This is a genomic window from Nocardiopsis prasina DSM 43845 (genome assembly GCF_000341265.1).
Classification (GTDB): domain Bacteria; phylum Actinomycetota; class Actinomycetes; order Streptosporangiales; family Streptosporangiaceae; genus Nocardiopsis; species Nocardiopsis prasina.
The window spans coordinates 38,221-61,460 of sequence record NZ_ANAE01000206.1; the positions used below are offsets into that span (position 1 = coordinate 38,221).

The 23,240-nt window shown below is 68.5% G+C and carries 18 protein-coding genes; 5 read left to right on the top strand and 13 right to left on the bottom strand.

The window, feature by feature from the left end; all coding sequences use genetic code 11:
- Positions 1 to 79: 79 nt before the first annotated feature.
- The 8 genes from D452_RS0125325 to purS all read right to left on the bottom strand — a co-directional run bounded on the left by D452_RS0125325 (position 80) and on the right by purS (position 9,490).
- Positions 80 to 1,489 carry a PQQ-binding-like beta-propeller repeat protein gene (locus D452_RS0125325; protein ID WP_152498641.1) on the bottom strand — a complete coding sequence of 470 codons (1,410 nt, stop codon included), beginning with the start codon at positions 1,487 to 1,489 and terminating at the stop codon, positions 80 to 82.
- 82 nt (positions 1,490 to 1,571) lie between these two features.
- The gene (locus tag D452_RS0125330; RefSeq protein ID WP_017546934.1) at positions 1,572 to 3,998 is read right to left on the bottom strand and encodes a TPR repeat region-containing protein; all 2,427 of its coding nucleotides are present in this window, start codon (positions 3,996 to 3,998) and stop codon (positions 1,572 to 1,574) included.
- Positions 3,999 to 4,013: 15 nt separating this feature from the next.
- The gene (locus tag D452_RS30530; protein WP_152498642.1) at positions 4,014 to 4,352 is read right to left on the bottom strand and encodes a hypothetical protein; all 339 of its coding nucleotides are present in this window, start codon (positions 4,350 to 4,352) and stop codon (positions 4,014 to 4,016) included.
- Positions 4,353 to 4,558: 206 nt separating this feature from the next.
- Positions 4,559 to 6,853 carry a phosphoribosylformylglycinamidine synthase subunit PurL gene (gene purL, locus D452_RS0125335; RefSeq protein ID WP_017546935.1) on the bottom strand — a complete coding sequence of 765 codons (2,295 nt, stop codon included), beginning with the start codon at positions 6,851 to 6,853 and terminating at the stop codon, positions 4,559 to 4,561.
- Positions 6,854 to 6,934: 81 nt separating this feature from the next.
- Positions 6,935 to 7,462, bottom strand: a complete 528-nt coding sequence (locus tag D452_RS0125340; RefSeq protein ID WP_017546936.1) for a hypothetical protein — start codon at positions 7,460 to 7,462, stop codon at positions 6,935 to 6,937.
- Between the two features lie 45 nt (positions 7,463 to 7,507).
- The gene (purQ, locus tag D452_RS0125345; protein ID WP_017546937.1) at positions 7,508 to 8,197 is read right to left on the bottom strand and encodes a phosphoribosylformylglycinamidine synthase subunit PurQ; all 690 of its coding nucleotides are present in this window, start codon (positions 8,195 to 8,197) and stop codon (positions 7,508 to 7,510) included.
- 346 nt (positions 8,198 to 8,543) lie between these two features.
- Positions 8,544 to 9,023, bottom strand: a complete 480-nt coding sequence (locus D452_RS0125350) for an ATP-binding protein (protein WP_017546938.1) — start codon at positions 9,021 to 9,023, stop codon at positions 8,544 to 8,546.
- 224 nt (positions 9,024 to 9,247) lie between these two features.
- A complete protein-coding gene (gene purS / locus D452_RS0125355) occupies positions 9,248 to 9,490 on the bottom strand; it encodes a phosphoribosylformylglycinamidine synthase subunit PurS (protein ID WP_017546939.1) in 243 nt (80 codons plus the stop codon).
- Positions 9,491 to 9,767: 277 nt separating this feature from the next.
- On the opposite strand from purS, the gene D452_RS0125360 reads away from it, so the two are divergent.
- Complete coding sequence (locus tag D452_RS0125360; RefSeq protein ID WP_017546940.1) at positions 9,768 to 10,403, top strand: sigma-70 family RNA polymerase sigma factor; 636 nt, start codon at positions 9,768 to 9,770, stop codon at positions 10,401 to 10,403.
- A gap of 268 nt (positions 10,404 to 10,671) precedes the next feature.
- On the opposite strand, the gene D452_RS0125365 is transcribed toward D452_RS0125360, so the two are convergent.
- Complete coding sequence (locus D452_RS0125365) at positions 10,672 to 11,775, bottom strand: CPBP family intramembrane glutamic endopeptidase (protein WP_017546941.1); 1,104 nt, start codon at positions 11,773 to 11,775, stop codon at positions 10,672 to 10,674.
- A 400-nt stretch (positions 11,776 to 12,175) separates the two neighbouring features.
- On the opposite strand from D452_RS0125365, the gene pdhA reads away from it, so the two are divergent.
- The 3 genes from pdhA to D452_RS0125380 are packed head-to-tail and all read left to right on the top strand — an operon-like array spanning position 12,176 to position 15,743.
- The gene (pdhA, locus tag D452_RS0125370; protein ID WP_017546942.1) at positions 12,176 to 13,291 is read left to right on the top strand and encodes a pyruvate dehydrogenase (acetyl-transferring) E1 component subunit alpha; all 1,116 of its coding nucleotides are present in this window, start codon (positions 12,176 to 12,178) and stop codon (positions 13,289 to 13,291) included.
- 3 nt (positions 13,292 to 13,294) lie between these two features.
- On the top strand, positions 13,295 to 14,275 hold the full coding sequence (locus tag D452_RS0125375; protein ID WP_017546943.1) for an alpha-ketoacid dehydrogenase subunit beta: 981 nt from the start codon (positions 13,295 to 13,297) through the stop codon (positions 14,273 to 14,275).
- A 19-nt stretch (positions 14,276 to 14,294) separates the two neighbouring features.
- Complete coding sequence (locus D452_RS0125380) at positions 14,295 to 15,743, top strand: dihydrolipoamide acetyltransferase family protein (protein ID WP_017546944.1); 1,449 nt, start codon at positions 14,295 to 14,297, stop codon at positions 15,741 to 15,743.
- 190 nt (positions 15,744 to 15,933) lie between these two features.
- Here D452_RS0125380 and D452_RS0125385 read toward each other — a convergent pair whose 3' ends face one another.
- From D452_RS0125385 to D452_RS0125405, 4 genes are all read right to left on the bottom strand, one after another.
- On the bottom strand, positions 15,934 to 17,838 hold the full coding sequence (locus D452_RS0125385) for a serine hydrolase domain-containing protein (RefSeq protein WP_239646447.1): 1,905 nt from the start codon (positions 17,836 to 17,838) through the stop codon (positions 15,934 to 15,936).
- Positions 17,839 to 18,140: 302 nt separating this feature from the next.
- Positions 18,141 to 19,073, bottom strand: a complete 933-nt coding sequence (locus D452_RS0125395) for an AEC family transporter (protein WP_017546947.1) — start codon at positions 19,071 to 19,073, stop codon at positions 18,141 to 18,143.
- Positions 19,074 to 19,172: 99 nt separating this feature from the next.
- Positions 19,173 to 19,577: a GerW family sporulation protein gene (locus D452_RS0125400; RefSeq protein WP_017546948.1), complete on the bottom strand. Its 405-nt coding sequence runs from the start codon at positions 19,575 to 19,577 to the stop codon at positions 19,173 to 19,175.
- 290 nt (positions 19,578 to 19,867) lie between these two features.
- Positions 19,868 to 21,292 carry a PQQ-binding-like beta-propeller repeat protein gene (locus D452_RS0125405; RefSeq protein WP_017546949.1) on the bottom strand — a complete coding sequence of 475 codons (1,425 nt, stop codon included), beginning with the start codon at positions 21,290 to 21,292 and terminating at the stop codon, positions 19,868 to 19,870.
- A gap of 459 nt (positions 21,293 to 21,751) precedes the next feature.
- Between D452_RS0125405 and D452_RS0125410 the strand changes: the two genes are divergently transcribed.
- Positions 21,752 to 23,137, top strand: a complete 1,386-nt coding sequence (locus D452_RS0125410) for an outer membrane protein assembly factor BamB family protein (RefSeq protein ID WP_160167883.1) — start codon at positions 21,752 to 21,754, stop codon at positions 23,135 to 23,137.
- Positions 23,138 to 23,240: the final 103 nt, after the last annotated feature.

Consider the following 23,240-nt stretch of genomic DNA (forward strand, 5'->3'; position numbering starts at 1 on the left):
GCGCGCCTTCCGGAACGCGGAAGGGGCACCCCCGTGCGGGAGTGCCCCCTCGTCGTCTCGGGTGCCTACACGCCGTTCATCAGGGCGTGAACGCCGTGATGCCGCCGGTGGCGGGGTTGAGGGCGACGATCGCGCCAGGGACCTGTCGTAGGAAGGGCGTGGGCTCGGCTGACCACCCGATGGACGGCCCCAGGGCCTCCTGGTCGCCTGGAACCCAGCCGGCGTCGAGGGTCGCCTGTCTGGTGCCGGATGCCCAGTCGTCGACGGTGAGCACCCCTCGGTCGGGATCGTCGGGGTCGGGACCCAGAGCGATGAAGGCTTCCGTGGTCGGCAGGACCAGGGTCCGGTCGAGGTCCTCGCTGACTCCGTTCGGCTCCAGTTGGTGTTCGACCTCCCCGTCGCGCCCGAAGTAGAGCACGCCCCGATCGTCACCGGTCCGGTTCACCGAGACGTATCCTTCGCCCGTCAGGGCGATCAGGTCCCCCTCTTCCGGCCAGAGGCCGGAGACGATCTCCTCACCACTCTCCAGGTCAAGGAGCAGACCCTCTTCCTCGGGATACAGGCGCAGCGCCAAGGAGTCCGGTCCGAGGGTGAAGGTGGGATCGGGGTGGCCCCGACCGTCACCTATGGACCACCCCCCCTCCCAGCGCACCTCGCCGGTCCGTGCGTCGAGAGCGACGACTTCGTAGGTCCAGTCGTGGCGGCTTTCGCTGTTCACCGTCAATCGGCTGGAGACAACGGTGTCCCCCGAGACCGCGGTCTGGCCTGTGTAGGAGTCCGAGATCGCATCGTCCTCGGAGACCCGGGGGAAGGCGGTCCCGTTCTCCCACAGTTCGGAGTCCTCGGTCAGGGAGTACGCGACGAATCCCCGGGCCCCGAGTTCGATTCGGGCGTCGTTCGTGACCTGGTGGATCCCCGAGGCGGGCAGGTGCTGGGTCGCACCCCTCGGCCCTGGGACCGGGCTGTTGACGATCCGGTGGGGGCGGGCCTCCCCGATCTCCTGTTGCCCGACGATCTCCCCGGTCGAGGTGTCCAGCACCAGAAGGTCCTCCAGCGCGGGGTCCGATCGGTCCTGTTCCTCCTGTTGCTCCTTCTCGAAGGCCAGGGCCAGCAGTCTCGTGTCCGGGGTCGTGGAGGCGGCCGACAGGCTCGCGTCCGCGCGGCGGTACCGCCAGGTGGGCTCCCCGGTGACGCCGTCCAGAGCGACGACCCCGTCATCGAGTTGGACGGCCACACCCGAAGGGATCGGACGGACGGTGAAGACCTCGGCACCCTCGGGCGGGTCCCACTCCCAAGCGGTGTCGGACGCGGTCTGAGCGATGGCGTGTTTGCTGAGCGGCTCGGTGGTCAGATGTTCGGGCCCCTGAGCCTTCCACCACACCAGGCCGCCAGCGGCGATCATGCTCAATGCCGCTCCGGACGCACCGACGATCAGCCACGGGCGTCTCCTCGAAGGAGAAGCGTCGCCGTTGCTCTGTGTCTTGGACATACTGCCTCTTCTGTCCCGTTCCAACGACCGAACCCCGCGCGGTCCGTGTCTGGCGTCCCCACCGTCCACGGTCCCGGTCCAGTCAGTTCATCGCGTACAGGTCGAACTCCGTGACGTAGTCGTGGGCTCGGCTCCGAGGCGTGTCGAAGGCCTGGTCTCTCTCCTGGGCTGCCTCTGGCAACTCCGGCTTCTCCTCCGGGAGTCGGTCGTCCGGCCATTCCAAGTTGCGGACGTTGTCCCACGAATTCACCAACGGATTTTCGCGTGGGTCCATGCGACTCTCTTGTTCGAAAACATCCTCGCGGTCCTCGCTGAGCTTGACCCAGCTGTCCTCATTGAGGCTGACACGGCCGTTGTTGGGTGTCATGCGCGGATCAACGAGGTCCTCATAACCCTCCCCCCGTTCTGCGAGTCCGTTGATCGCATGGACCTGAGCTCGTTCGTACAACCAGACGTTGGACGGAAGTTCCTCGTCACGCTGTGTGTTCTCTTGGTCGATGTGATCCTGGTTGAGGAGTTCCTGGCCGAGGAAGCCGACGGCTGCGTTGGCCTGGGGGTGTGGGTTATAGGAGTTGGCCAGGCTCAGAATGAACTCGTTCCGCTTGTTTTCCTCGTCGACCTGGCCATCGTGGTTCGCTACTCGAGTCTCGGCCTCATTGATCACGGCATTGTCGACCAAGTTCCACAGGTTCCCTGCCTGTTGAGGAATATTCGAATTCGATTTTCCATCGAACTTCGACATATACTCCTCCAAGCTGGCTTCGTTGTACTCGACCGTGGAGTTGAACATCTGGCCCGCTGCGTCTTCGGAGCCCGCGATGATTTGAGTGAACGCCTCCCGAGCATCTCGACTCAACATGACCTGCCCATCCTCGTACACGTTCTCGAAGCCCGGGATGGGTTCTCCCTTGTCCATACCGTCTAGACTGGCGAATACATCGATATGCGAGTCAAAGATGTCAGCGAAACCCCCAGCCAGCTCTGGGTTGAGATGGCCAATGGAAACGTCCTTCCAGCTGAACTCTTCGGTGCTGGTCTCGCCTTCAGCGTCCATGACGGTCATCGTGTCGTCGACCTCTTGGCCAGTCTGCTCCAGCTTCTCCTGCATGATCTCGCTACTCACGATGTCCATCAGGCCGACCAAGGCTTCGCGGGAGCGATCGGGTTCTTGGGGGTCGGCGCTGGTCTCACCGTTGGCGATCCAGTCGGTGAGACCGGACACTGCGCGACCATCGTCGTTCCAGTCGAACGTGTACAGGTCGGTGAGGATCTGTTCGGCGTCTCGCCCATTGGGTTCCGAAGCATTGGTGAGAAGGGTGTGATTCGCGTCCTCGTTGGCTGTGGAAAACCCAAGGAGCCGTGACATCGTGGTCTGTTCGCCCTCGTCAGGACGATAGGTGATTGAGGTGTCATAGCGGTTGTGCTCACTGGGAATGGCACCCGCCACCTCGCTCACTGCGGCGGTGAGTTTGAGTGACGTCTCCTCGCCCAGTTGCATCGGTGTGCCATTGGGGTGGCGTGCCTGATCGAGTAGATAGGTGAGACCCTCCGCGTCCTCCAGCCACTTGCCATAGCCAGCGTTGGAGTTTCCGGGGCCACCGAGAAAGTACCCGGTGCCCTCCCTGACCCCATTGGACACGGTTCGTATGCTTTCCGGAAGCCGGTCGTGCCCTCCGCCAGCTGAGGTATGGGACAAGGCCACGATCGACATGCCGAGCATGGCTGCGATCTCCTGCTGCTGGGGAGTGCTGGGGTCGCCCCGCAATCCGTCGTTGTGCAGGTCCAACAAGACGTCGTCGGTTCCGTGAAGCAGGGCCTCAAGGAAATCGAGCTCGCTCTCGGAGAGTCTCTGACCGTTCGCCGCAGCGCCTGCGGCTCTCTCAGAGAGCGCGAGTGCGGCCTCATGCAGGTCGTCGTAGTTTCCGCCGAAGTCGCCGGTCCTGATTCGCTCGGCGAGGTCTTCGGCGGAAGACTCGTCATAGGGGTAGTAGACGTAGTCGCCCGTTACCGCGAAGGGGGCCATGCCCAAGTGGCCCGCCTCGATCAGTTGGCGCACGGTCTCGGGAGTCGGACCGGCAGCGAGCATGTCCGAACAGGAGTCGGATTTGATCTCCAGCTGCTCGTAGGCGTTCTGGGCCTGACTGATGTGCGAGGACTCGATCGCGCTGTACTCGGTGAAGTCGTCGACTCCGGTGACTGAGGAGCTGAAATCAGCCTGAATCTCGTCGATCCGGTCCCGATACCAGCGAATATCAGAAATCCATTGATCGATCACCCCGTGCGCACAAATACAGGCCATCATCGCGCTCTGCCAGGAATCTTGGTTCTCCGTCGCGACGGTGCGAATCGAATCGCTGACGAGATCGGAGAACTCGGTGGCGGTGGTGTCGACGATGTCATTGTATTGCACGGTATCTCCGCGCAGTTTTGTGAAGATGCGGTCCAGATCCAACTTGGCGGATATGAGCCCGGATAGGTCGGCGTCGTCCTCGGTGTAGTGAAAACTCATTCTTGATCCTGCGAATCAGTAGAGCTCGACATTGACCGGACGAGGGAGTTCGACGTTGCTGGTGGAGAACTCCCCTCCGGACTCCCGATCTGTGAGTGAGATCTCTTCAGCTCCCGATTGTGTGTTCCCTGCGATCGTGATGCACTGATCTTCGACATCGCGGATACTGTCGGCATGCTGCTCCGAGTACCCGTTCCAGCCGGTAACGCCGGGAATCTTGCCCGCAGCCTTTTTCGCTGCTGCGATGGCATCTTCGAAGTCGACCGAGGTTCCAAGAATGCGCTGGGCCGCGAGTTCGGCCTGACGGCCTCCGGAATACGCTTCCTCGGTGTTGGCTCCGGTTCCCTGTCCCATATGATCGCCTTTCGATGGGGGTTGCGAGCATGCGGATCTTGCTAGCGGACTGGGATATGGGCCTCCCGCCGGGGCTGCGAGCACCGAATAGGGGTGCCCGGGGCACAGTAGCAGAAGGGCGGAACGCGAGCAGAAAGGGCTGCTTGGAGCTCTAGATACGAATGGGGCACTCCCACACGGGAGTGCCCCCTCGTCGTCTCGGGTGCCTACACGCCGTTCATCAGGGCGGGCAGGGTCTCCTCGTAGGTGGCGCGGAGCTCGTCCAGGCCGATCTCCACCACGCCGCCCGGGTGGCTCACCGACAGGCTCTCGCCGCCGACGGTGCCGATCTGCGTGACGGGAACGCCGTGCTGGGCGGCCAAGGCCACGAAGGCCTCCTCCCGGCCCGGCTTCACGGCGACGATCGCGCGGGCGGCGGACTCGCTGAACAGCGACGTGAAGGCGTCGCCGTCCACCTCGACCCGCAGACCCCTGCGGCCGCGCAGGGCGGCCTCCGCGAGGGCGACGGCCAGACCGCCGTCCGAGAGGTCGTGCGCCGCCGCGGCCAGGCCCTGCTCGGCGGAGGAGGCCAGCACCTCACCGAGGGCCGCCTCGGCGGGCAGGTCCACCTGCGGCGGCAGCCCGCCCAGGTGATCGTGGACGACGTCGGCCCAGGCGGACCCGCCGAACTCGGCGCGGGTCTCACCCAGCAGGAACACGCGGGCGCCGTCGGTGTCGAACCCGGAGCGCAGCCGGGCGTTGACGTCGTCGATCACCCCGAGCACACCGATCACCGGGGTCGGGTTGATCGCCACGTCACCGGTCTGGTTGTAGAAACTGACGTTGCCGCCGGTCACCGGGGTGCCCAGCTGCTGGCAGGCGTCCGCCAGGCCGCGCGTGGTCTCCGCGAACTGCCACATGACCCCGGAGTCCTCCGGCGAACCGAAGTTGAGGCAGTTGGTCACCGCCAGCGGGCGCGCGCCCGTGGCGGAGACGTTCCGGTAGGCCTCGGCGTAGGCCAGCTGGGTGCCGACGTAGGGGTCCAGGAGGGTGTACCGGCCGTTGCCGTCGGTGGCCAGAGCCACGCCGCGGTCGGAGTCGTCGGAGATCCGGATCATGCCGGAGTCGTGCGGGGTGGACACCACGGTGTCGCCGCGCACGTAGCTGTCGTACTGCTGGGTGACCCAGGTCGGGTCGCACACGCCCGGCGCGCCCAGCACCCGCAGGAGCTGCTCGCGGAGTTCGGTGTCGCCCTCGGGGCGGGGCAGCTTCGCGGCGTCGTCGGCCTGGAGGGCGTCCTGGCTCTCCGGGCGGGCGAAGGGGCGCTGGTAGACCGGGCCCTCGTCGGAGGCGGTCCTGGGCGGCATGTCCACGACGGTCTCGCCGTGCCAGGTCATCACCAGGCGGCCGCCGCGCTCGGCCTCCTCGGGGGTGACCTCGGTGACCTCGCCGATCTCGGCGGCGAGGATGCCCCACTTGTCGCAGACCGCGAGGAAGTCGGGCATCTTGGCGGGCTCGACGATCGCCATCATGCGCTCCTGCGACTCGCTCATGAGGATCTCCTCAGGCGTGAGCCGGTGGTCGCGCAGCGGTACCCGGTCCAGCTGGATGTTCATGCCGCCGGTGCCGCCAGCGGCGAGCTCGGTGGTGGCACAGGAGACACCCGCGGCGCCGAGGTCCTGGATGCCGACGACCATGTCCTGGGCGTACAGCTCCAGGCTGCACTCGATGAGGAGCTTCTCCATGAACGGGTCGCCGACCTGGACGCTGGGCCGCTTGGACTCCAGTTCCTCGTCGAAGGAGGCGCTGGCCAGCACCGAGGCGCCGCCGATGCCGTCGGGGCCGGTGGTGGAACCGAACAGGACCACCTTGTTGCCCGGGCCGGGCGCCTGGGCGAGCTTGATGTCCTCGTGTTTGAGTACGCCCACGCACAGGGCGTTCACCAGCGGGTTGCCGAGGTAGCTGCGGTCGAAGCCGATCTCGCCGCCGATGTTGGGCAGACCGAGGCAGTTGCCGTAGAAGGAGATGCCGGAGGTCACGCCGGGCAGCATCCGCTTGGTGTCGTCGGCGTCGGCGGGGCCGAAGCGCAGGGCGTCCATCACGGCCACGGGGCGGGCGCCCATGGTGAGGATGTCGCGGACGATGCCGCCCACACCGGTGGCCGCGCCCTGGTGGGGCTCGACGAAGGAGGGGCTGTTGTGCGACTCGATCTTGAACGTGACCGCGTTGCCGTCGCCGACGTCCACGACCCCCGCGTTCTCGCCCATGCCCACGAGCAGGGCGTCGTTCTCCGGGGCCTTCTCACCGAACTGGCGCAGGTGCACCTTGGAGGACTTGTAGGAGCAGTGCTCGCTCCACATCACCGAGTAGATGGCCAGCTCGGCGGCGGTGGGGCGGCGGCCCAGGATCTCGCGGACCCGCTCGTACTCGTCCCTGGGCATGCCCAGTTCGGCGTACGGCTGCGGAGTGTCCGGACTGGCTGTCGCGGTGGCGACGGTGTCGAGACCGGGTGCTTCAGACATGCGGTGCTTCCGTTCGGGTGTCGCGGGGTTGCGCGGAGGGTGGAGGCCGAGCCTTGGCTGTGTCCGCCGCCCGGCACCGGATCAGTCTGCGGGCGTGCCCGCGTTGCCGAGCATCAGCAGCGGCTGGGCGTCGGGGTCGGCGCCGGTGGAGTTCGCGACCAGGGTCGTGTCGTCGGAGAGCACGGTGTCCACGAGGTCGACGTCGTCCTCGGACTCGACGCCCTGCGGGAGCTCCTGGCGCCAGCCGTTGGCGAGCAGGTGCTCGTACACCGCACGGACCGCCTCCTGGGACTCGCCGTCGAACTCCTCGCCCTCCTCACCCGCGATCACGATGAGGCGGAAGCACTGCCCCTGGGAGCAGTGGGCCTCGTCCTGGTCGACGTAGGTGAACCCGGACGGCGGGCTGCCCAGCGCACCGACCTCCGGCGGGGGAGAGCCCTGCTCGCCCTGCTGCCCGGGGGCCTGCTGCTCCTGGCCGGCACCCGGGGAGACCACCGGGGGCGAGTTGAACGACTGGAAGAGGCCGATGGCCCCGGAGACCACGAGGCCGACCACGACCAGCCCCACGAGTACGTACAGCAGTCTCCGGGAGCGCAGCAGCGCCATCATCGCGAGGATCGTCTCCCTGTCGGGGTGCGTCGGTTCGGTGGTGGGTCAGGCCTGGGCCGGGGCGGCCAGGTGGCCGAGGATCGAGGTGAAGAAGCCCAGCCCCTCGGTGGAGGGTCCGGTCAGCGCCTCGACCGCGTGCTCGGGGTGCGGCATCAGCCCGACCACATTGCCGTGTGCGTTGGTGACGCCCGCGATGTCGCGCCGCGAACCGTTGGGGTTGCCCCCGACGTAGCGGGCGACGACCCGGCCCTCGGACTCCAGCTGGTCCAGGGTCTCCTCGTCGGCGACGTAGCTTCCCTCGCCGCTCTTGAGGACGACGAGGATCTCCTGGCCCTCGTCGTAGCCGTTGGTCCACGCGGTCCGGGTGTTCTCCATCCGCAGGACCTGGTCGCGGTTGACGAACCGCAGCGAGGAGTTGCGGGTGAGGGCACCGGGGAGAAGGTGGCTCTCGCAGAGGATCTGGAAGCCGTTGCAGATGCCCAGGACCGGCAGGGCGCCCGAACGCGCCGCCGGGACCAGCTCGGACATCAGCGGGGCGAACCGGGCGATGGCGCCGCAGCGGAGGTAGTCCCCGTAGGAGAAGCCGCCGGGCAGGACCACCGCGTCGACCCCCTTGAGGTCGGGGTCCGCGTGCCAGAGCGCGACGGGTTCGGCACCCGCCAGGGAGACCGCGCGAGCGGCGTCCTTGTCGTCAAGGGAGCCTGGGAAGGTGACGACGCCCACACGGGCTGTCATGAGCACACTCCGGGTTGGTTGTTCGACGGGGAGGAGTCGGCGGCTGGCCCGTCGCCGGGACGGCGGTAGGAGGCAGCCTGGCGACGCGAGCGCGGAGGATTCCACGGAACACGCCCCACATCCGCAGCGTACCCGCTCACCTGTGCTCGGGTACGACCGTCACCCCCATCGAGGGGGTTCGGACTGTGTGATCCTCCCAAGGAAGGCCCGTCTGGAAGGGGTGCGGGTGTGTGACCCGACAGTTCACGAGGCGTACGTCACTGGCGGAGGCGGCCGGATTCGCGCACGCCGCACCCCGCGCGGACGGTGCGCGGGGCGCGCGGACCCTGGGGTCCGGGCGGTCGGTCTACAGGAGCGCGAACCGCGTCGACGGCTGGCCCCGTTCGGAGGCCCCCCGGTGGGCGGGGTCGCAGGTCGTCACCCGTTTGCGCAGGATGACGGTGGTGCGGGGTTCGGGATGCAGGTCGACCTCGTCCATGAGGTGGCGCATCAAAGAGATGCCCCTGCCCGATTCTGACGTCAGACCCGGGAGGGGCGTGTGTTCCGAGGCGAATCGCTGCACGAGTGCCCCGGTGTCGGGCGCCTTGCCCGGCTGTGAGATCTGGAGCTCGCACCAGTTGGCGGCGAGCTCGACCCCCACCTCGTAGTCGGGGTACCTCTCCCCGTGTTCGACGGCGTTGGAACAGGCCTCGGAGGCCGCCAGGAGTATGTCGTCGACACATCCGGCGCACAGGCCCGAACGGCGAAGCAGCGCGCCGAGGACGTCGCGTACGACGGCGACCGTGTACGCCTGCCTGGGGAGGGAGATCGAGAAAACGGTGTCCATCCGTGCACCTCTCGTGCTCCGTGTCGGTTACCAGCTCGGCACGCTAGGAACCCTTCCCGAGGCCGCTGCGGGTAAAACGAACAGCCGCGCCCCCAAGGGGACGCGGCTGAACATTCGGGACACTTGCGACACTCAGGAGGCCTGGTGGCGCGGTTGGCGCCGACCGTTTCCCGGACGAGTGCCGTTCCCCACTCGTAACCTCCGGTGCCGGTGGGGACCGGGGATCAGGCGGGGCGAACCTCGAAGTCCTCGATCACGGTGTTGGCGAGCAGGGTCTCGGCCAGACGGCGGACGTCGGCGAGCTTGGCCTCGTCCACCTCGCCCTCGACCTCGACCTCGAAGCGCTTGCCCTGGCGGACCTGTTCGATCCCCTCGAAGCCGAGGCGGGGGCAGGCACCGGCGATGGCCTGGCCCTGCGGGTCCAGGATCTCGGGCTTGAGCATGACGTCAACCACGACGCGGGCCACAGGTCCTCCACAGGAAAAATGGGTATGCCACTGGTCCGCCGTTCTGTAGGGCGCCTCGTCCGGACGCGCCTGGCGGGCGTCGCCAGCGTATGACACTCGGAGGCGCGCACGGGTCCTGGCCAGGTGCCACGCGGGGTCTTTGCCGCGTCGTTGCCGGGACAGGTGGCGGGCTCGACGCGTTCGTGACCCGTATCACCACAATTGATGTCATCATTGGGAGCGTGTGGCTGCGTCTTACAGGGTGGAAGTGATCATTCGGTCGTCCCGAGGGGGAATCTTGACGACTCTCGAAAAGGATCAGATCTCCACGACCGGTGGAGCCCGTGACGAGGCGCAGACACTGGACTTCGCCACCGCGGTCACACCGTTCGCCGACCAGCTGTACCCGACGGCCCTGCGGATGACCCGCAATCCGGCCGACGCCGAGGACCTGGTCCAGGAGACGTTCGCCAAGGCCTTCGCGAATTTCCACCAGTTCCGTGCCGGAACCAATCTGCGGGCCTGGCTTTACCGGATCCTCACCAACACGTTTATCAACAGCTATCGGAAGAAGCAGCGGGAACCGCGTCAGGAGACCACTGACGAGATCAAGGACTGGCAGCTGGCCGCGGCCGAGACCCACACCTCGTCCGGGATGCGCTCGGCCGAGACCGAGGTCCTCGACCACCTGCCCGACTCCGACATCAAGCAGGCCCTGGCCCGTCTCCCCGAGGAGTTCCAGGAGGTCATCTACCTCGTGGACATCGAGGGGTACGCCTACAAGGAGGTCGCCGAGCGCATGGGCACGCCCCTGGGCACGGTGATGTCGCGCCTGCACCGGGCACGCCGTCAGCTCCGCGCGATGCTCGCCGACTACGGCCGTGAACGCGGAATGCGGGTCCCCGCACAGGAGGCGCGGACCGCGCCCGAGTAACCGCCCGATGACCGGTCGCGACCGTGGCCGGAACGGGGACCCGAAAGCGCCCGGAGGTCATGCCGCCGGGGCGTTCGGCGGGCCGCCAATGACGGCCGAGAACGCGCCGAGAAGCGCTCCCGGTGAGATTGGAAGAGCCCCGGGCCAAGCGCGGGAACGGGTGGGACCGTCCGCCCTCGGCCACTCACCGGACTTCTGACGGAAAACGCACCGGAAGCGACCCGGAGTCGGTACCGGTGCATTCTCCGTGTTCGGAACCAGCGACGGTTCAGGGCCCCCAGGGGCCGTTTTCCTCCGCCCGCCCGGATTTCCCGTCCCCCGCCGTTCCTGAGGTATCCGCCGCCGGGCCAGCCGTGACGCGGGGGCGCTCCGTCGGGGTCAGTTCCGGCCCCGTCCGCCTGGTGCGGAACCAGACCACGGCCGTGATCGCCACCAGCAGCACGCACGGAACCAGCATCGCCGCCGACCCGGCCCCCGTGGAGCGGTCGAAACCCTCGGCGAAGTCGCTGCGCAGGACGACTGACAACAGGAAGGCGACCGTGTTGTTCACCGCGTGGATGACCACCGCGATCTCCAGGCCGCCCGTGCGCCACGTGATCAGGCTCAGGGCCACGCCCATCGTGAAGTAGTACAGGTTGAGCCACGGGTCGAGCGCCAGGTGCGCCGACGTGAACAGCAGGCTCGACACCACGACGCCCAGCGTCAGCGCCGTGCGCGGCCCCCGGCCCCAGCTCGCGGCCACCCGGAAGGCCAGACCGCGGAACCCGTACTCCTCACCGGCCGACTGGAGCGGCGCCAGCAGCAGGGTGAGGGCGAAGATCGCGACGATGTCCCGGAACGCCCAGTCCGCCTCGGGGACGGACGGACCCACCACGGTGAAGACGGCCATGTAGAGCGTCCAGAGCGGCAGGATCACCAGGAGCGCCCGGCCGAAGACCTCCATGCGGAAGGCCGACAGCACGGAGTGCAGCGAGGCGCCGCGAACGCCGTAGAGCCACCGCTGGATCAGCATGCTCCACGGGAGGAGCAGGGCGAGGCCGAGCAGGGTCGCGCCGTGGAGCACCGGCGTGTACTCGTCGCCGCCGGTCATCAGGCTGTCCCGGCCGAGCAGCAGGTCGACGACCATGCCCAGGATCGCGAACCCGAAGCTGAAGACCAGCATGCCGCCCATGAGGAGCGCGAGAGCGGCGATCCCCCGCCAGACCTGACGCTTCTCGGTGGCCAGGACCCGGTGGTAGGGCGTGCCCGGCGGTACCGGACGCGGACCGCGGCGCTTCCTCCGGCCTGCCTGTGGGGCCACGGCTGCCTGGGGCCCGGGCGGGATCGGGGCCGGCGCGGGGTGCGGGGGTGTGTGGTCGTCTTCGCGGTGCATACTCCGAACCTAGGTCCGCGGTCCCCCTCGCGGGCAGTCTCCGGAATCACGCGTTTTCGCTGCGGATCACACTGCCCGCCGTATGACAGGTGTCATCCCGCGCGCCGGATCGGGGCTGGGCCTGGGGCGAAACCCCCCGTTGTGGGACAAGTTGCCACAAAGTAGTTGGAAGGCCTTGTAAAAGCTAGGAAGCCCTGGTAGTTGCGCTGTGGCCAGGGTTCGGGATCATGGGTCGGGCAGGGGAAAAGGTGTCGCTGGGGGCTTGCGCTCTCCATAGTGAGTTCTGTCACGATATGGGGAGGGCTGTCCGCACCCGCCCAACACCCCGGGTGGACGGACCGTGATCCGGCCGATCAGCGTTCACCCACGCGAAGTCGGCCCCGAGAACCCGAGGAGCGACGTGTCGCACATCGCCGCGCACGAGGAACCGGAGCTCATTCAGCTCCTGACACCGGAAGGGGAGCTGACCCAGCACCCCGACTACCCCCTGGACATCAGCGCGGAGGAGATCCGCGCGCTCTACCGTGACCTGGTCCTGGTCCGCCGGGTCGACAGCGAGGCGATCACCCTCCAGCGCCAGGGCGAACTGGGCCTGTGGGTCTCGCTCCTGGGTCAGGAGGCCGCGCAGATCGGCTCCGGGCGCGCACTCCGCGAGGGCGACATGGCCTTCCCCTCCTACCGTGAGCACGGCGTCGCCTGGTGCCGCGGGATCCAGCCCAGGGAACTGCTCAGCATGTTCCGCGGAGCCAGCAACGGAGGCTGGGACCCGCACGAGCACGGCTTCCACCTGTACACGATCGTCATCGGCAGCCAGGCGCTGCACGCCACCGGCTACGCCATGGGCGTCCAGCGCGACGGCGCCGTCGGTGAGGACGGCACCGCCGTCATCTCCTACTTCGGGGACGGGGCCACCAGCCAGGGCGACACCAACGAGGCGTTCAACTTCGCCTCGGTGAACAACGCCCCCGTGGTCTTCTTCTGCCAGAACAACCAGTGGGCCATCTCCGAGCCGCTGGAGCGCCAGTCCCGCGTGCCGATCTACCGGCGCGCCGCGGGCTTCGGCTTCCCGGGCATGCGCGTGGACGGCAACGACGTCCTCGCCTGCCTCGCGGTCACCCGCGCCGCCCTGGACAACGCGCGGACCGGGAACGGACCCACGCTGGTCGAGGCGTTCACCTACCGGATGGGCGCCCACACGACCAACGACGACCCCAACCGCTACCGGGACAAGGCCGAGCTCGACGAGTGGAAGGCCAAGGACCCGATCCTGCGCGTCCGCCGCTACCTGGAGCTCAACGGCCTCGCCGACGACGCCTTCTTCGCCTCGATCGACGAGGAGTCCGACAGCGTGGGCGAGACGGTGCGCGCCCAGTGCCGCACCATGCCCGACCCCGAGCCGCTGGACATCTTCCACGAGGTCTACGCCGAGCCCAACGTCCACATCGACCAGCAGCGGTCCGAGTTCGCCGACTACCTGTCCTCCTTCGAGGGTGCGGGCGCGGAAGGGGGCCGCTAGGCCATGGGAACCAACCTCACCATCGGCAAGGCCATCAACGCCGGCCTGCGCGCCGCCATGGAGCACGACCCCAAGGTCCTCATGATGGGCGAGGACGTCGGCAAGCTCGGCGGCGTCTTCCGGGTCACCGACGGCCTCCACAAGGACTTCGGCGCCGACCGGGTCATCGACACCCCGCTGGCCGAGTCCGGCATCGTCGGCACCGCCATCGGCATGGCCATGCGCGGCTACCGGCCCGTGGTGGAGATCCAGTTCGACGGGTTCTTCTTCCCCGCCGCGAACCAGACCTTCACCCAGCTCGCCAAGATGCGCCGCCGCTCGGCGGGCAAGCTCGCCATGCCCGTCGTCATGCGCATCCCCTACGGCGGCGGCATCGGCGCGGTGGAGCACCACAGCGAGTCCCCCGAGGCCTACTTCCAGCACACCGCCGGTCTGCGCGTGGTCACGGTCGCCAACCCGGAGGACGCCTACTGGATGATCCAGCAGGCCATCCGCTCCGACGACCCGGTCATCTTCCTGGAGCCCAAGCGGCGCTACTACGAGAAGACCGAGGTCGACACCGAGGCCTCCATCGAGGAGGTCACGCCGATGGGCGCGGCCCGGATCGCGCGCTCCGGCACCGACTGCACGCTGCTGGCGTACGGCCCCATGGTCAAGACCGCCCTCCAGGCGGCCGAGGCCGACACCGAGCACTCCATCGAGGTCGTCGACCTGCGCTCGCTGGCGCCGGTCGACTACGCGACCATCACCGAGTCGGTCAAGCGCACCGGCCGTCTGGTCGTGGCCCACGAGGCCACGCTCACCGGCGGCCCCGGCGCGGAGATCGCCGCCCGGGTCACGGAGGAGTGCTTCTACCACCTGGAGTCGCCGGTCATCCGCGTGGCCGCGTTCGACACCCCCTACCCGCAGTCCAGGCTGGAGGAGCACTACCTGCCGGACCTGGACCGGGTCCTGGACGGCGTCGACCGGGCGTTCGCGTACTAGATCGGGGATACCGCAAGACATGGCGATTCAGAAGAGCACGCCCGCGGTTGACGGCGTGCACGCGTTCAAACTGCCCGACGTCGGTGAGGGCCTGGTCGAGGCCGAGCTCCTGACCTGGTACGTCAAGCCGGGCGACACCGTCGCCGACGGTCAGATGGTCTGTGAGATCGAGACGGCCAAGGCCGTCGTGGAGCTGCCCTGCCCGTTCTCCGGCACGGTCCGGGAACTGATGGCAGCCGAGGGCGAGACGGTGGAAGTCGGCTCGGTGATCATCACCGTGGACGACGGCACCGGCGGCCCCGGCTCCGGCGAGGGCTCCGCCCCGGGGTCCGGCGACGCCACAGACACGGCGGAGGCGGCCGCCCCCGAGGAGACCGAGACCCGGGAGAAGCCCCTGGTGGGCTACGGCGAGAAGGCCGCCGCCACGCAGCGCAGGGCCCGCCGCCGTCCGACCCCCTCGGGTCCGGTGTCGCCGCCCCTGCCCAGGCCTACCGAGTCGGCACCGCCCACCGAACCGGAACCGGCCGCCGAGCCCGCACCGGCCGCCGTGCCCGCGGCGGGGCGGCCGTTGGCCAAGCCCCCGGTCCGCAAGCTGGCCAAGGACCTCGGGGTGGACCTCGGCGCGGTCGCGCCCACCGGCAGAGGCGGGATCGTGACCCGTGAGGACGTGCGCGCCGCCGCTGGCGGCGAGGCCACGGCCACTCCGGTCTCCTCCGAAGAGACGGCCGTCGTGCCGGAGACCGCGTCCGCGACGGACCGGTCCGCCCGCGAGCGGCGCGTCCCGATCAAGGGCGTGCGTAAGCACACCGCCGCGGCCATGGTGAACAGCGCGTTCACCGCGCCGCACGTCACCGAGTTCCTCCAGGTGGACGTCACCAAGACGATGAGGGCGGTGGCACGGCTGCGCGAGCGCCGCGACTTCGCCGACGTCCGGGTGTCGCCGCTCCTGCTGGTGGCCAAGGCCCTGCTCATGGCGGTCCGCCGCCACCCGGAGGTCAACTCCTCCTGGGACGAGGAGGCCCAGGAGATCGTGGTCAAGGACTACGTGAACCTGGGGATCGCGGCTGCCACCGAGCGCGGTCTGGTGGTGCCCAACATCAAGGACGCCGACGCCCAGACCCTCCCGGAGCTGGCGGCGTCGCTGAAGGCGCTCACCGACACGGCGAGGTCGGGGAAGACGACCCCGGCCGACATGTCCGGCGGCACCATCACCATCACCAACGTCGGTGTGTTCGGGGTGGACGCCGGTACGCCGATCATCAACCCGGGTGAGGCCGCCATCCTCGCCTTCGGGCAGATCCGCGACATGCCGTGGGTCCACAAGGGCGAACTGAAAATCCGCAAGGTGACGACCCTGTCGCTCTCCTTCGACCACCGGCTGGTCGACGGGGAACTGGGCTCCAAGTTGCTGCGCGACGTCGGCACCGCGCTGGAGGACCCGGAGCTGACCGCCCTGGCCTGGGGATAGCCGAAGAGTGAGGGCCGGTGCCGCCGGGGGAGACTCCCCGGCCGCACCGGCCTTCGCGTGCGTGCCGTCGCCGCGTCCGTGGACGGGCCCGCCCCCAAGGGGGTGGGGGCGGGCCCTACGCAGAGGTGTTCCCGCTACGAGGGCGTGACCAACCCTTGACCCCCGCTTTTTCCGAAGCGGGGGGCGGGCCTCAGGCGAAGGGCCAGACCAGACCGTACTGCGCGCCCACCGCGACGACCGCCAGCGCGGCCACCGGCAGCAGCGAGTAGTGGACCCGGCGCACCGGGCCCCACCAGCCCCGAACCCAGGCGGTGACCGCGAACCCGGCGGTGACCAGGGTCAGCGGGACAGCCAGCCCCAGCGGGAGGGACAGCGCGGCCGAGCCGCTGAGCAGCCACTCCTGGAGCCGGTTCAGGTCCGTGACCGCGTAGACCACCAACCCGACCCCGGTCAGGCAGGCGAGGGCGGTGAGCCCGGCGGAGACGGCGGCGGCGGTCCGCACCGCCCCTCCCGGGCGGCGGAGCTGGACGGCCCCGCTGAGCAGGAGTAGCAGGGAGACGGCGACGGCGCCCAGGTGCACGCCAGCGCTGCCCCACACGGGGACGCGGTCGTAACCGCTGGTGGGGTTGGCCTCCAGGTACACGGCCACGGCCCGGCCGTCCTCCACCACGAACGCGAGCCGCTCCCCGCCGTCCGCTGTCTCGAACACGTCGTTCCCCACGGGAAGCCAGTGCTCCTCCGGCATGATGGCTCCCCGTACCCTCAGGGAGCCGTCGCCCGCGTCCCGCACCGTGACGTTGTCGAATAGCGTGACGATGCGCGCGCTCCCCGAGGTGGAGCGCCGCGTGGTCACGTAGCTGCCGGTGTAGGCGCCCGTGTCCGCCGCGTCCGTGCGCTCGCCGCCGGTCCCGTCGTCCCCGGCCGGGGCGAAGGTGTCGGCGAATGCGTTCAGGACGGCGAAGCGCAGGTCGTGGAAGGGGTTGTCCCCGGCGTCGGGGCCCGCGTCGTCACCGTTGACGGCCACGAACACCCCGGCGTCGATCTCGGGCACGACCAGGTAGCCGGTGTGGAGGCCGTCCAGGTCACCGCCGTGGCCCACGGTCCTGGGCGTTCCTCTCCGGTGCTCGTAGGTCCCGTAGCCCATGGCGGTGGTGTCCGGGTGGACCTCGAGCTGGCGGTCGAGCATGGCCCCGGTCCAGTCGGGGCCGAGCACGCGCTCACCGTCCAGCTCCCCGCCGCCGAGCAGCGCCAGCATGAACCGGGCCATGTCGTCGTCGGTGGTCACCGCCGCCCCGGCGGGGACCAGCGGGATGTGGGGGTAGGGCACGGGGGAGCCGTCGGGCCGGTGTCCGGTGACGAGGTCGGTCTCCTCGTGGAGCTGGCCGAACCGGGTGCCGTCCATGCCCAGCGGTGCGAACACGTTCCGTTCCACGTACTCCTCGAACGGAACGCCGCTGACCTCCTGGACCACGAACCCGGCCAGCCCGGTCCCGTAGTTGGAGTAGGCGGTGAACCGGCCGGGCGGGAAGACGCGGTCCGGGGTGTTGTCCCGGAGGAACTCCGTCAGGCCGCGCTGGCTCCCGGCGTCCTCGGGGTCGTCCATCTCGGTGCGCTCGTCGAACCCGGGGCTGTGGGTGAGCAGGTGGTGGAGGGTGACGGGCTGGCCCTCGTGGGTGTCCGGGACCCGCAGGTCCTCGGGCAGGTACGTGTTCACGTCCTCGTGCAGGTCCACATCGCCGCGTTCGGCGAGCTGGAGGACGGCCACGGCGGTGAAGGACTTGGCGACGGACGCCGTGGGGATGCCGTGCACCTCCGGGTCCAGGGGCGTTCCGGTGGAGAGGTCCGCGGTCCCGTGCGCGGCAGAGGCCAGCGGGGCGCCGTCCCCGACCACGGAGACCACCACGCCGGGGGCTCCGTGCCGTTCCAGGAGCTCGGGGACGCGTTGGTCGACGAACTCCTCGGCTGACTCCCTGGTGAGTCCGAGAGAAGGGGGCGGGGGTGCGGCTGGCTCCGCGCTCGCGGCGGCCGGGGCCAGGACCAGGGCCGCCGCCAGGGCGAGGCCGAGTGGGGCGGAGCGGGAGAGGAATACGGGCACGGAGGGCTCCAAGCGGGCTGTTCGTTGTCAGCTACAACGCTAGGAATCCGGCCCCTCGGGGGCACTGGCGCTCGTGACCCTCCTCCCGGTACAGCCAGCTGTAGTACGCCCCCGGTTCACGACGACAGCCCGCTGGCTTCCAGCTCCTGGAACCCGACTCCGACCTGGTCCGCCGCGTGACCCCGCCGGGCTTCGGCGGACAGAGCCACGCGGTGAGGGCCCACGAGATCCAGCGCGCCCGGCGGGACCGAGGACGTCCCCATCGCGGAGTGAGCCCGCGCCGTTCGTGCTCCCGCCGGGGCTCAGCCCAGCAGGAAGGTGATGGCGAACAGCACCGGCACCGTGAGGAAGGTGGTCAGCAGGATCACCTCACGTGTGAGGGTCTCACCGGTCCGGTACAGGGTGGCGTAGTTGTACACGTTCTGAGCCGTCGGCAGAGCCGCCAGGACCACCACCGAGAACAGGGCGGCGCCCTCCAGCCCGAACGCCAGGGAGCCCAGCGCCCAGGCGGTCAACGGCAGACCGACCGACTTCAGGACCACCGCCAACAGGACGGGGACCTGGTCGGGCCCGGCGCGGCCCGGCAGGGAGCTGCCGTGCAGGGAGATCCCGAAGGCCAGGAGCATCGCCGGGACCGCCATACCGCCGATCAGCTCGAACGGCTCCATCAGGGGAGCTGGCGGAACCCAGCCCGAGGCGGAGAGCGCGACCCCGGCGATGGAGGCGATCACCACGGGGTTGCGCACGGGGGTGCCCAGGGAGCGCCGGAACACCGGCCAGAAACCCCGCACGCTCCCGTTGGCCAGGTCCAGCACGGTCAGGGAGACCGGGGCCAGCACCAGCAGCTGGAAGAGCAGGATCGGGGCGACCAGAGAGGCGTCCCCGAGCACGTAGACGGAGATCGGGATGCCCAGGTTGCCCGCGTTCACGTACGAGGCGCCCAGCACGCCCACCGTGGTGCGGCCGACGCCCCAGCGCCGGACGACCCCGACCACGAGAAAGGCGAGCGCGACGATCACCACGCTGAGCACGCTCACCAGGACTGGACCCGAAACCAGGATGGACAGGTCGGTCCGCGCGAGGATCGTGAACAACAGCGCGGGGCTGGCGACGAAGAACGCCAGCTTGCTGAGGACCTCCCGGGCCCCCGGGCCGAGCAGGGGTATTCGCCCGAGCATGTAGCCGATGACGACAATGCTGGCGATGACGCCGAACCCGACGATGACCCCGGACAAGGAACGCCCTCCGAACAACCGTGCGGCCGCGACCCGCCGAGGCTAACGGAGTCCGCCCGGAAGCGAAACGGTCCACGTCACACCACGGAAAGTGACCGTTCAGTGCTCCTGGCAGCACTCCTGCCGGGTCTGGAGGGCGGCGACCATCCTGCGGCGGCGGGCCTCCCGGACTGAGACGGAGACGATGCGGGTGACCGCGACGGCGGTGATCACGGCCAGCGGGATGGCCAGCGCCGTGGCCGGTTGACGGATGGGGCGGAAACCGGCGCCCTCGGGGCCCACCACCAGGAAGCCCGAGGGGCGCACCCGTGTGAAGCCCACGCCGCCGGCGCCGTCGCCGCCGAAGAACGGGAGGTTGCCGGTGCCGCCGCCCATGGTGCTCAGGCTGCTGACCCGGGCGACGGGGACCACGGTGGTCGCGCCCGAGGTCACCGGAGCGCCGAAGGCCGTGGCGGACCCGGCCACGGCGCGGGTGTTGTCGAGCAGCGACGTCAGCGTGGCCATGGTGCCGCGCTGTTTCCTTGTCCTGGGCATCCGAGGTGTCCTCTCCCTGGGGTCGCGGGATTTCACGCTATATGCGGCACCCTCCGAAAGCGGTAAGGAAGGTGCCACTGGTGTGTCCGCGTCAGGAGGCGGGGCTCTCCGAGGCCCGGGCGCATGGTGTCGGATCGCGCCCCCCGGACTGATCGAACGTGCCGAGGGAGATCAACCCTTGATCTCCGTACTCGCACCTTCCGATCCGAAGTCGCCTGTGAACAGGGGTGTACGAAGACGGGAGCTGGTCGGAACAGCCACTACGGGACCACACCCACGAGATGACGCGGGCTGCCCGTCACCTTCTCCTGCACCACCAGTGCGCCTGGGGCGACGGTCATGTCGGCCGGGTCGATGAACCGGCTCAAGGGACTCCCGTCCTCCTTGTAGTCCCGCTCGACCCGGACACCGAGGTTGATCACACGGGAGTCGCCGTCCTGGTCGACCACCAGGCGCGCCTCGCCCCAGACGGATTCATTGGGATCGCGGGAGTGCTTGGTCCGGTTCACGTCCAGCCAGACGATCGCCTCCTCAAGGGGCAGGACGAACGCCCGCCACTGGCGCTCCAACGGTGCGGAGGCTCGGATCGTCCTGTGGGTGTCCCCTGAGAAATCGGTGAATGTGTACTCCAGCTCGTCCTCGTCTGTCTGCCGGACCTCGTTCACCACGGAGCCCTCCAGAGCACCGATGACATCGCCCTCTCGCTCTGAGAAGAATGCTTCCTCGGTCAAGCGCTCCCCTGTGACGGGGTCGAGTATCCACTCCTCGCCATGCAGCCCGGGGGTCACCGCGATCACCGCATGCGAAACCGGCTGAACGCTCAGCTCGATCGGGTGGAGGTCAATGGGGGCGTCCCTGTCGATCTCATGGCGCCAGAGCTCCTCTCCCGAAACGGAGTCAAGACCGAGCAAGACAACGGTGTGCTTCTGCTGCTCCGCGGTCTCGTCGAGGGACTCGATGTCCTCGTCCATGAAGTTGCCTGAAATGATGACCGTTTCGCCTGAGGCGACCACTCCCTTGGGATGAAAGTTCCGCCCCTCCTGCCCTTCTCCTCGGAGCTCGGTGAGACTCCACGTCTGGTCGCCGGTCTCCAGATCGAGCGAGAACACACCGTCTCTCTCATCGTTCACGTCGCGGTAGACGATCCGAGACGAGTCGGAGAGCAGACCCAGATGCTCTGGCATGGGGGACAACGTCGTGATGTTCCCGGGAACCTGTTCCTCAGCGGTGAAGTCCTCCACATGGGATCCGAGTTCCTCGCCCGTGTCGGAGCCCAGAAGCACGACGTCGTGCGGGACGTCCGCGGCTTCGGAATCCTCGTCGACGGGGTAGGCGAGCGCGACACGATCCCCGCTCGCCGTGACGTTCGCGTCCGTCACCGCCTCGCCGACCCGTCGGTATCGCCAGAGCTCCTCCCCGGTGTCGCCCTGCAGTGCGATGACCCCGTCCGAGACGGTCACGACCACACCGCGAGGGAAGGGACGTACGTCGACGATGTCGGTTTCCTCAGGTGCCTCCCAGTCCCATCCCACGGAAGACAGACTTCTGGGGAGGTCAAGCGGGTCTGCGATCCCTTGGAACACCGAATGGTCGATCTCGCTCTCCTCCCAGGCCCCGGGCATCAGCGAACACGATGAGAGCAGAAGAGTCAGCGCCGTCACGGACAGAATTCTGGTCGATTCCATATCCGCTCCTCAGAGGTCGTGTGGGAGTCGAGGTTGGGGGTGTCGAGACCGATGGAGGCCGAATGTGGGGCCGGTCCGGGTGCGGTGAGGTACTGGCCGAACGTGACTTCACCGATGCCTACTATGGGATTCCCTGAGGGGAATCTGCGTCTGAACAGGTGTGCGTGGCGAGGATATGGCCCCGGGGGAGGCGAACGCGGAGTTCCTTTCCTGGGAGAAGGGCGGGCCGCGTCGGGGCTCGTCTCCCAGCTGAGCACGTCGTGGTCTCGGGACATGAGAACCCGCACGGCCGTGCGGGGCGGGATCGACCAACTCCTGGCCGGTGTGGGCGGCGGGAGGGGCACTGAGCTCTTCGAGGGATCACACCGGTGCTGAGAAGGCGGAGGCGGACGTGGAAGGACCCGACGGCGAGAACGAATGATGGGGTCGTGGTTGCGCTCGTGGTGGTTCCGGGGCGGCGTGCTGCTGGCGGTAGTGGCTCTGTTTGGAGCCTGGTTGTTGCCGAGGGAGGACGCGCGAGTTCGGAACGAGACCCTGGCGGGTGATTGGGCTCCCGGGGAGGTTCCGGTGACGGTCTCAGAACTGGCCTGGGAGTGGACCGTCGAGGAAGCCACAGGTGTGCCGAGGTTGTCCCCGCTTCCCGGCGGTGTACTGGTGGCTATGGAGGACGGCGTCGTCGCGTTGGATGGTGCCTCGGGTCGGGAGATGTGGAGCTACCTGGTGGAGGGGACCCGGGTGTGGACGGACGTGTCCGCGTCGGGGAACCGAGTTCACGTGCTCTTTCCGGACCAGCCGCAGGAGCGTCCTGAAGGGGACGACGGGTCCGCCGAAGATGCGAACGGTGAGGACGGGAGTGAGCCGGTGCCGGGTCGCCGTGTGGTCCTGGACGGGGAGACCGGCGAGGTCGTCGGTGACCGTGCTGAGGAGTTGCCGGGGGCCGTCGAGGACCTGCGTGGTGTCTTCGATGTCGACGTCGCGACGGACACCGGATCCCTGAGGGTGACACCTGAGCCGCAGTTGGGTGCGGAGATGCGTTCGGATGCGGACGGCGAAGTCCTCTGGCGCACCGAGGAGTTGTTCTCCTGCGGTGAGGCGAAGGTCGGGTCGGCCAGCACTCCGACGGTGTTCGAGGATGTCGTGGTGGTGCGAGCCGTGTGCGGATCCGGTGAAGCGCAGGTGACCGCACTCGATCTGGAGGAAGGGTCGCGGCTGTGGTCCAGGACGGGGTCCGAGAGCGAATTCCTGGCGCCGGACGGGGGTGTCCGCCGGGTGGGAGAACTGTTGGCCGTTCACGAGGGGGACACGGTTCCCAGCCCTGAGGGCGGAACACGTCATCAGGAGCGTGTGGTCCTGAACCCAGCCAACGGCGAGATCTTGGGCAACGGGCCTGATCTGGGAGACGACCAGGCCTTGGTCAAGACCCTGGAGGACGGCTATCTGGTGGCTACCAGGGGAACCGAAGAACGCGTCTACGACTACGAGAAGCGGGGCCTCGACGGACAGACTCTGGCGACTACTGCCGGAGAGGCGATCCGCACCTGGGCGATGAGTGTCTACCTTCTGCCCTTGGAGGAGAGCCTGGTCAAGTTGGAGCCCCGTTCTCCCCTGACGCGCGGGACCGACGTGGTTCGCAGCGGACTGACTGTGAGCGAGTGGGGGAGCGGCAGGGAAGCCGACGAGATCGCTTTGCCGAGGCCGTTGGACGGGGGACTCAGCACCCAGGAGTCCTCCCGTGCCCATGACTTGCTGGGCGATGACCGGTTCCTCGCGGTCCCCGGGGCCGTGACGCTTGTGGAGCGAACCGAGGGAGACGGCGCCGGGGCCACCGTTCTGGGGTTCCGATGAATGATCGCCATGTGTCCTGAGCCGGGCAGCGCAAGGAGTGGGAGAGCATGACGAGAAGCCGGCCGTCCCTCCGGTGGGCGAGCGCTGGAGTGGCCGTGGTGTT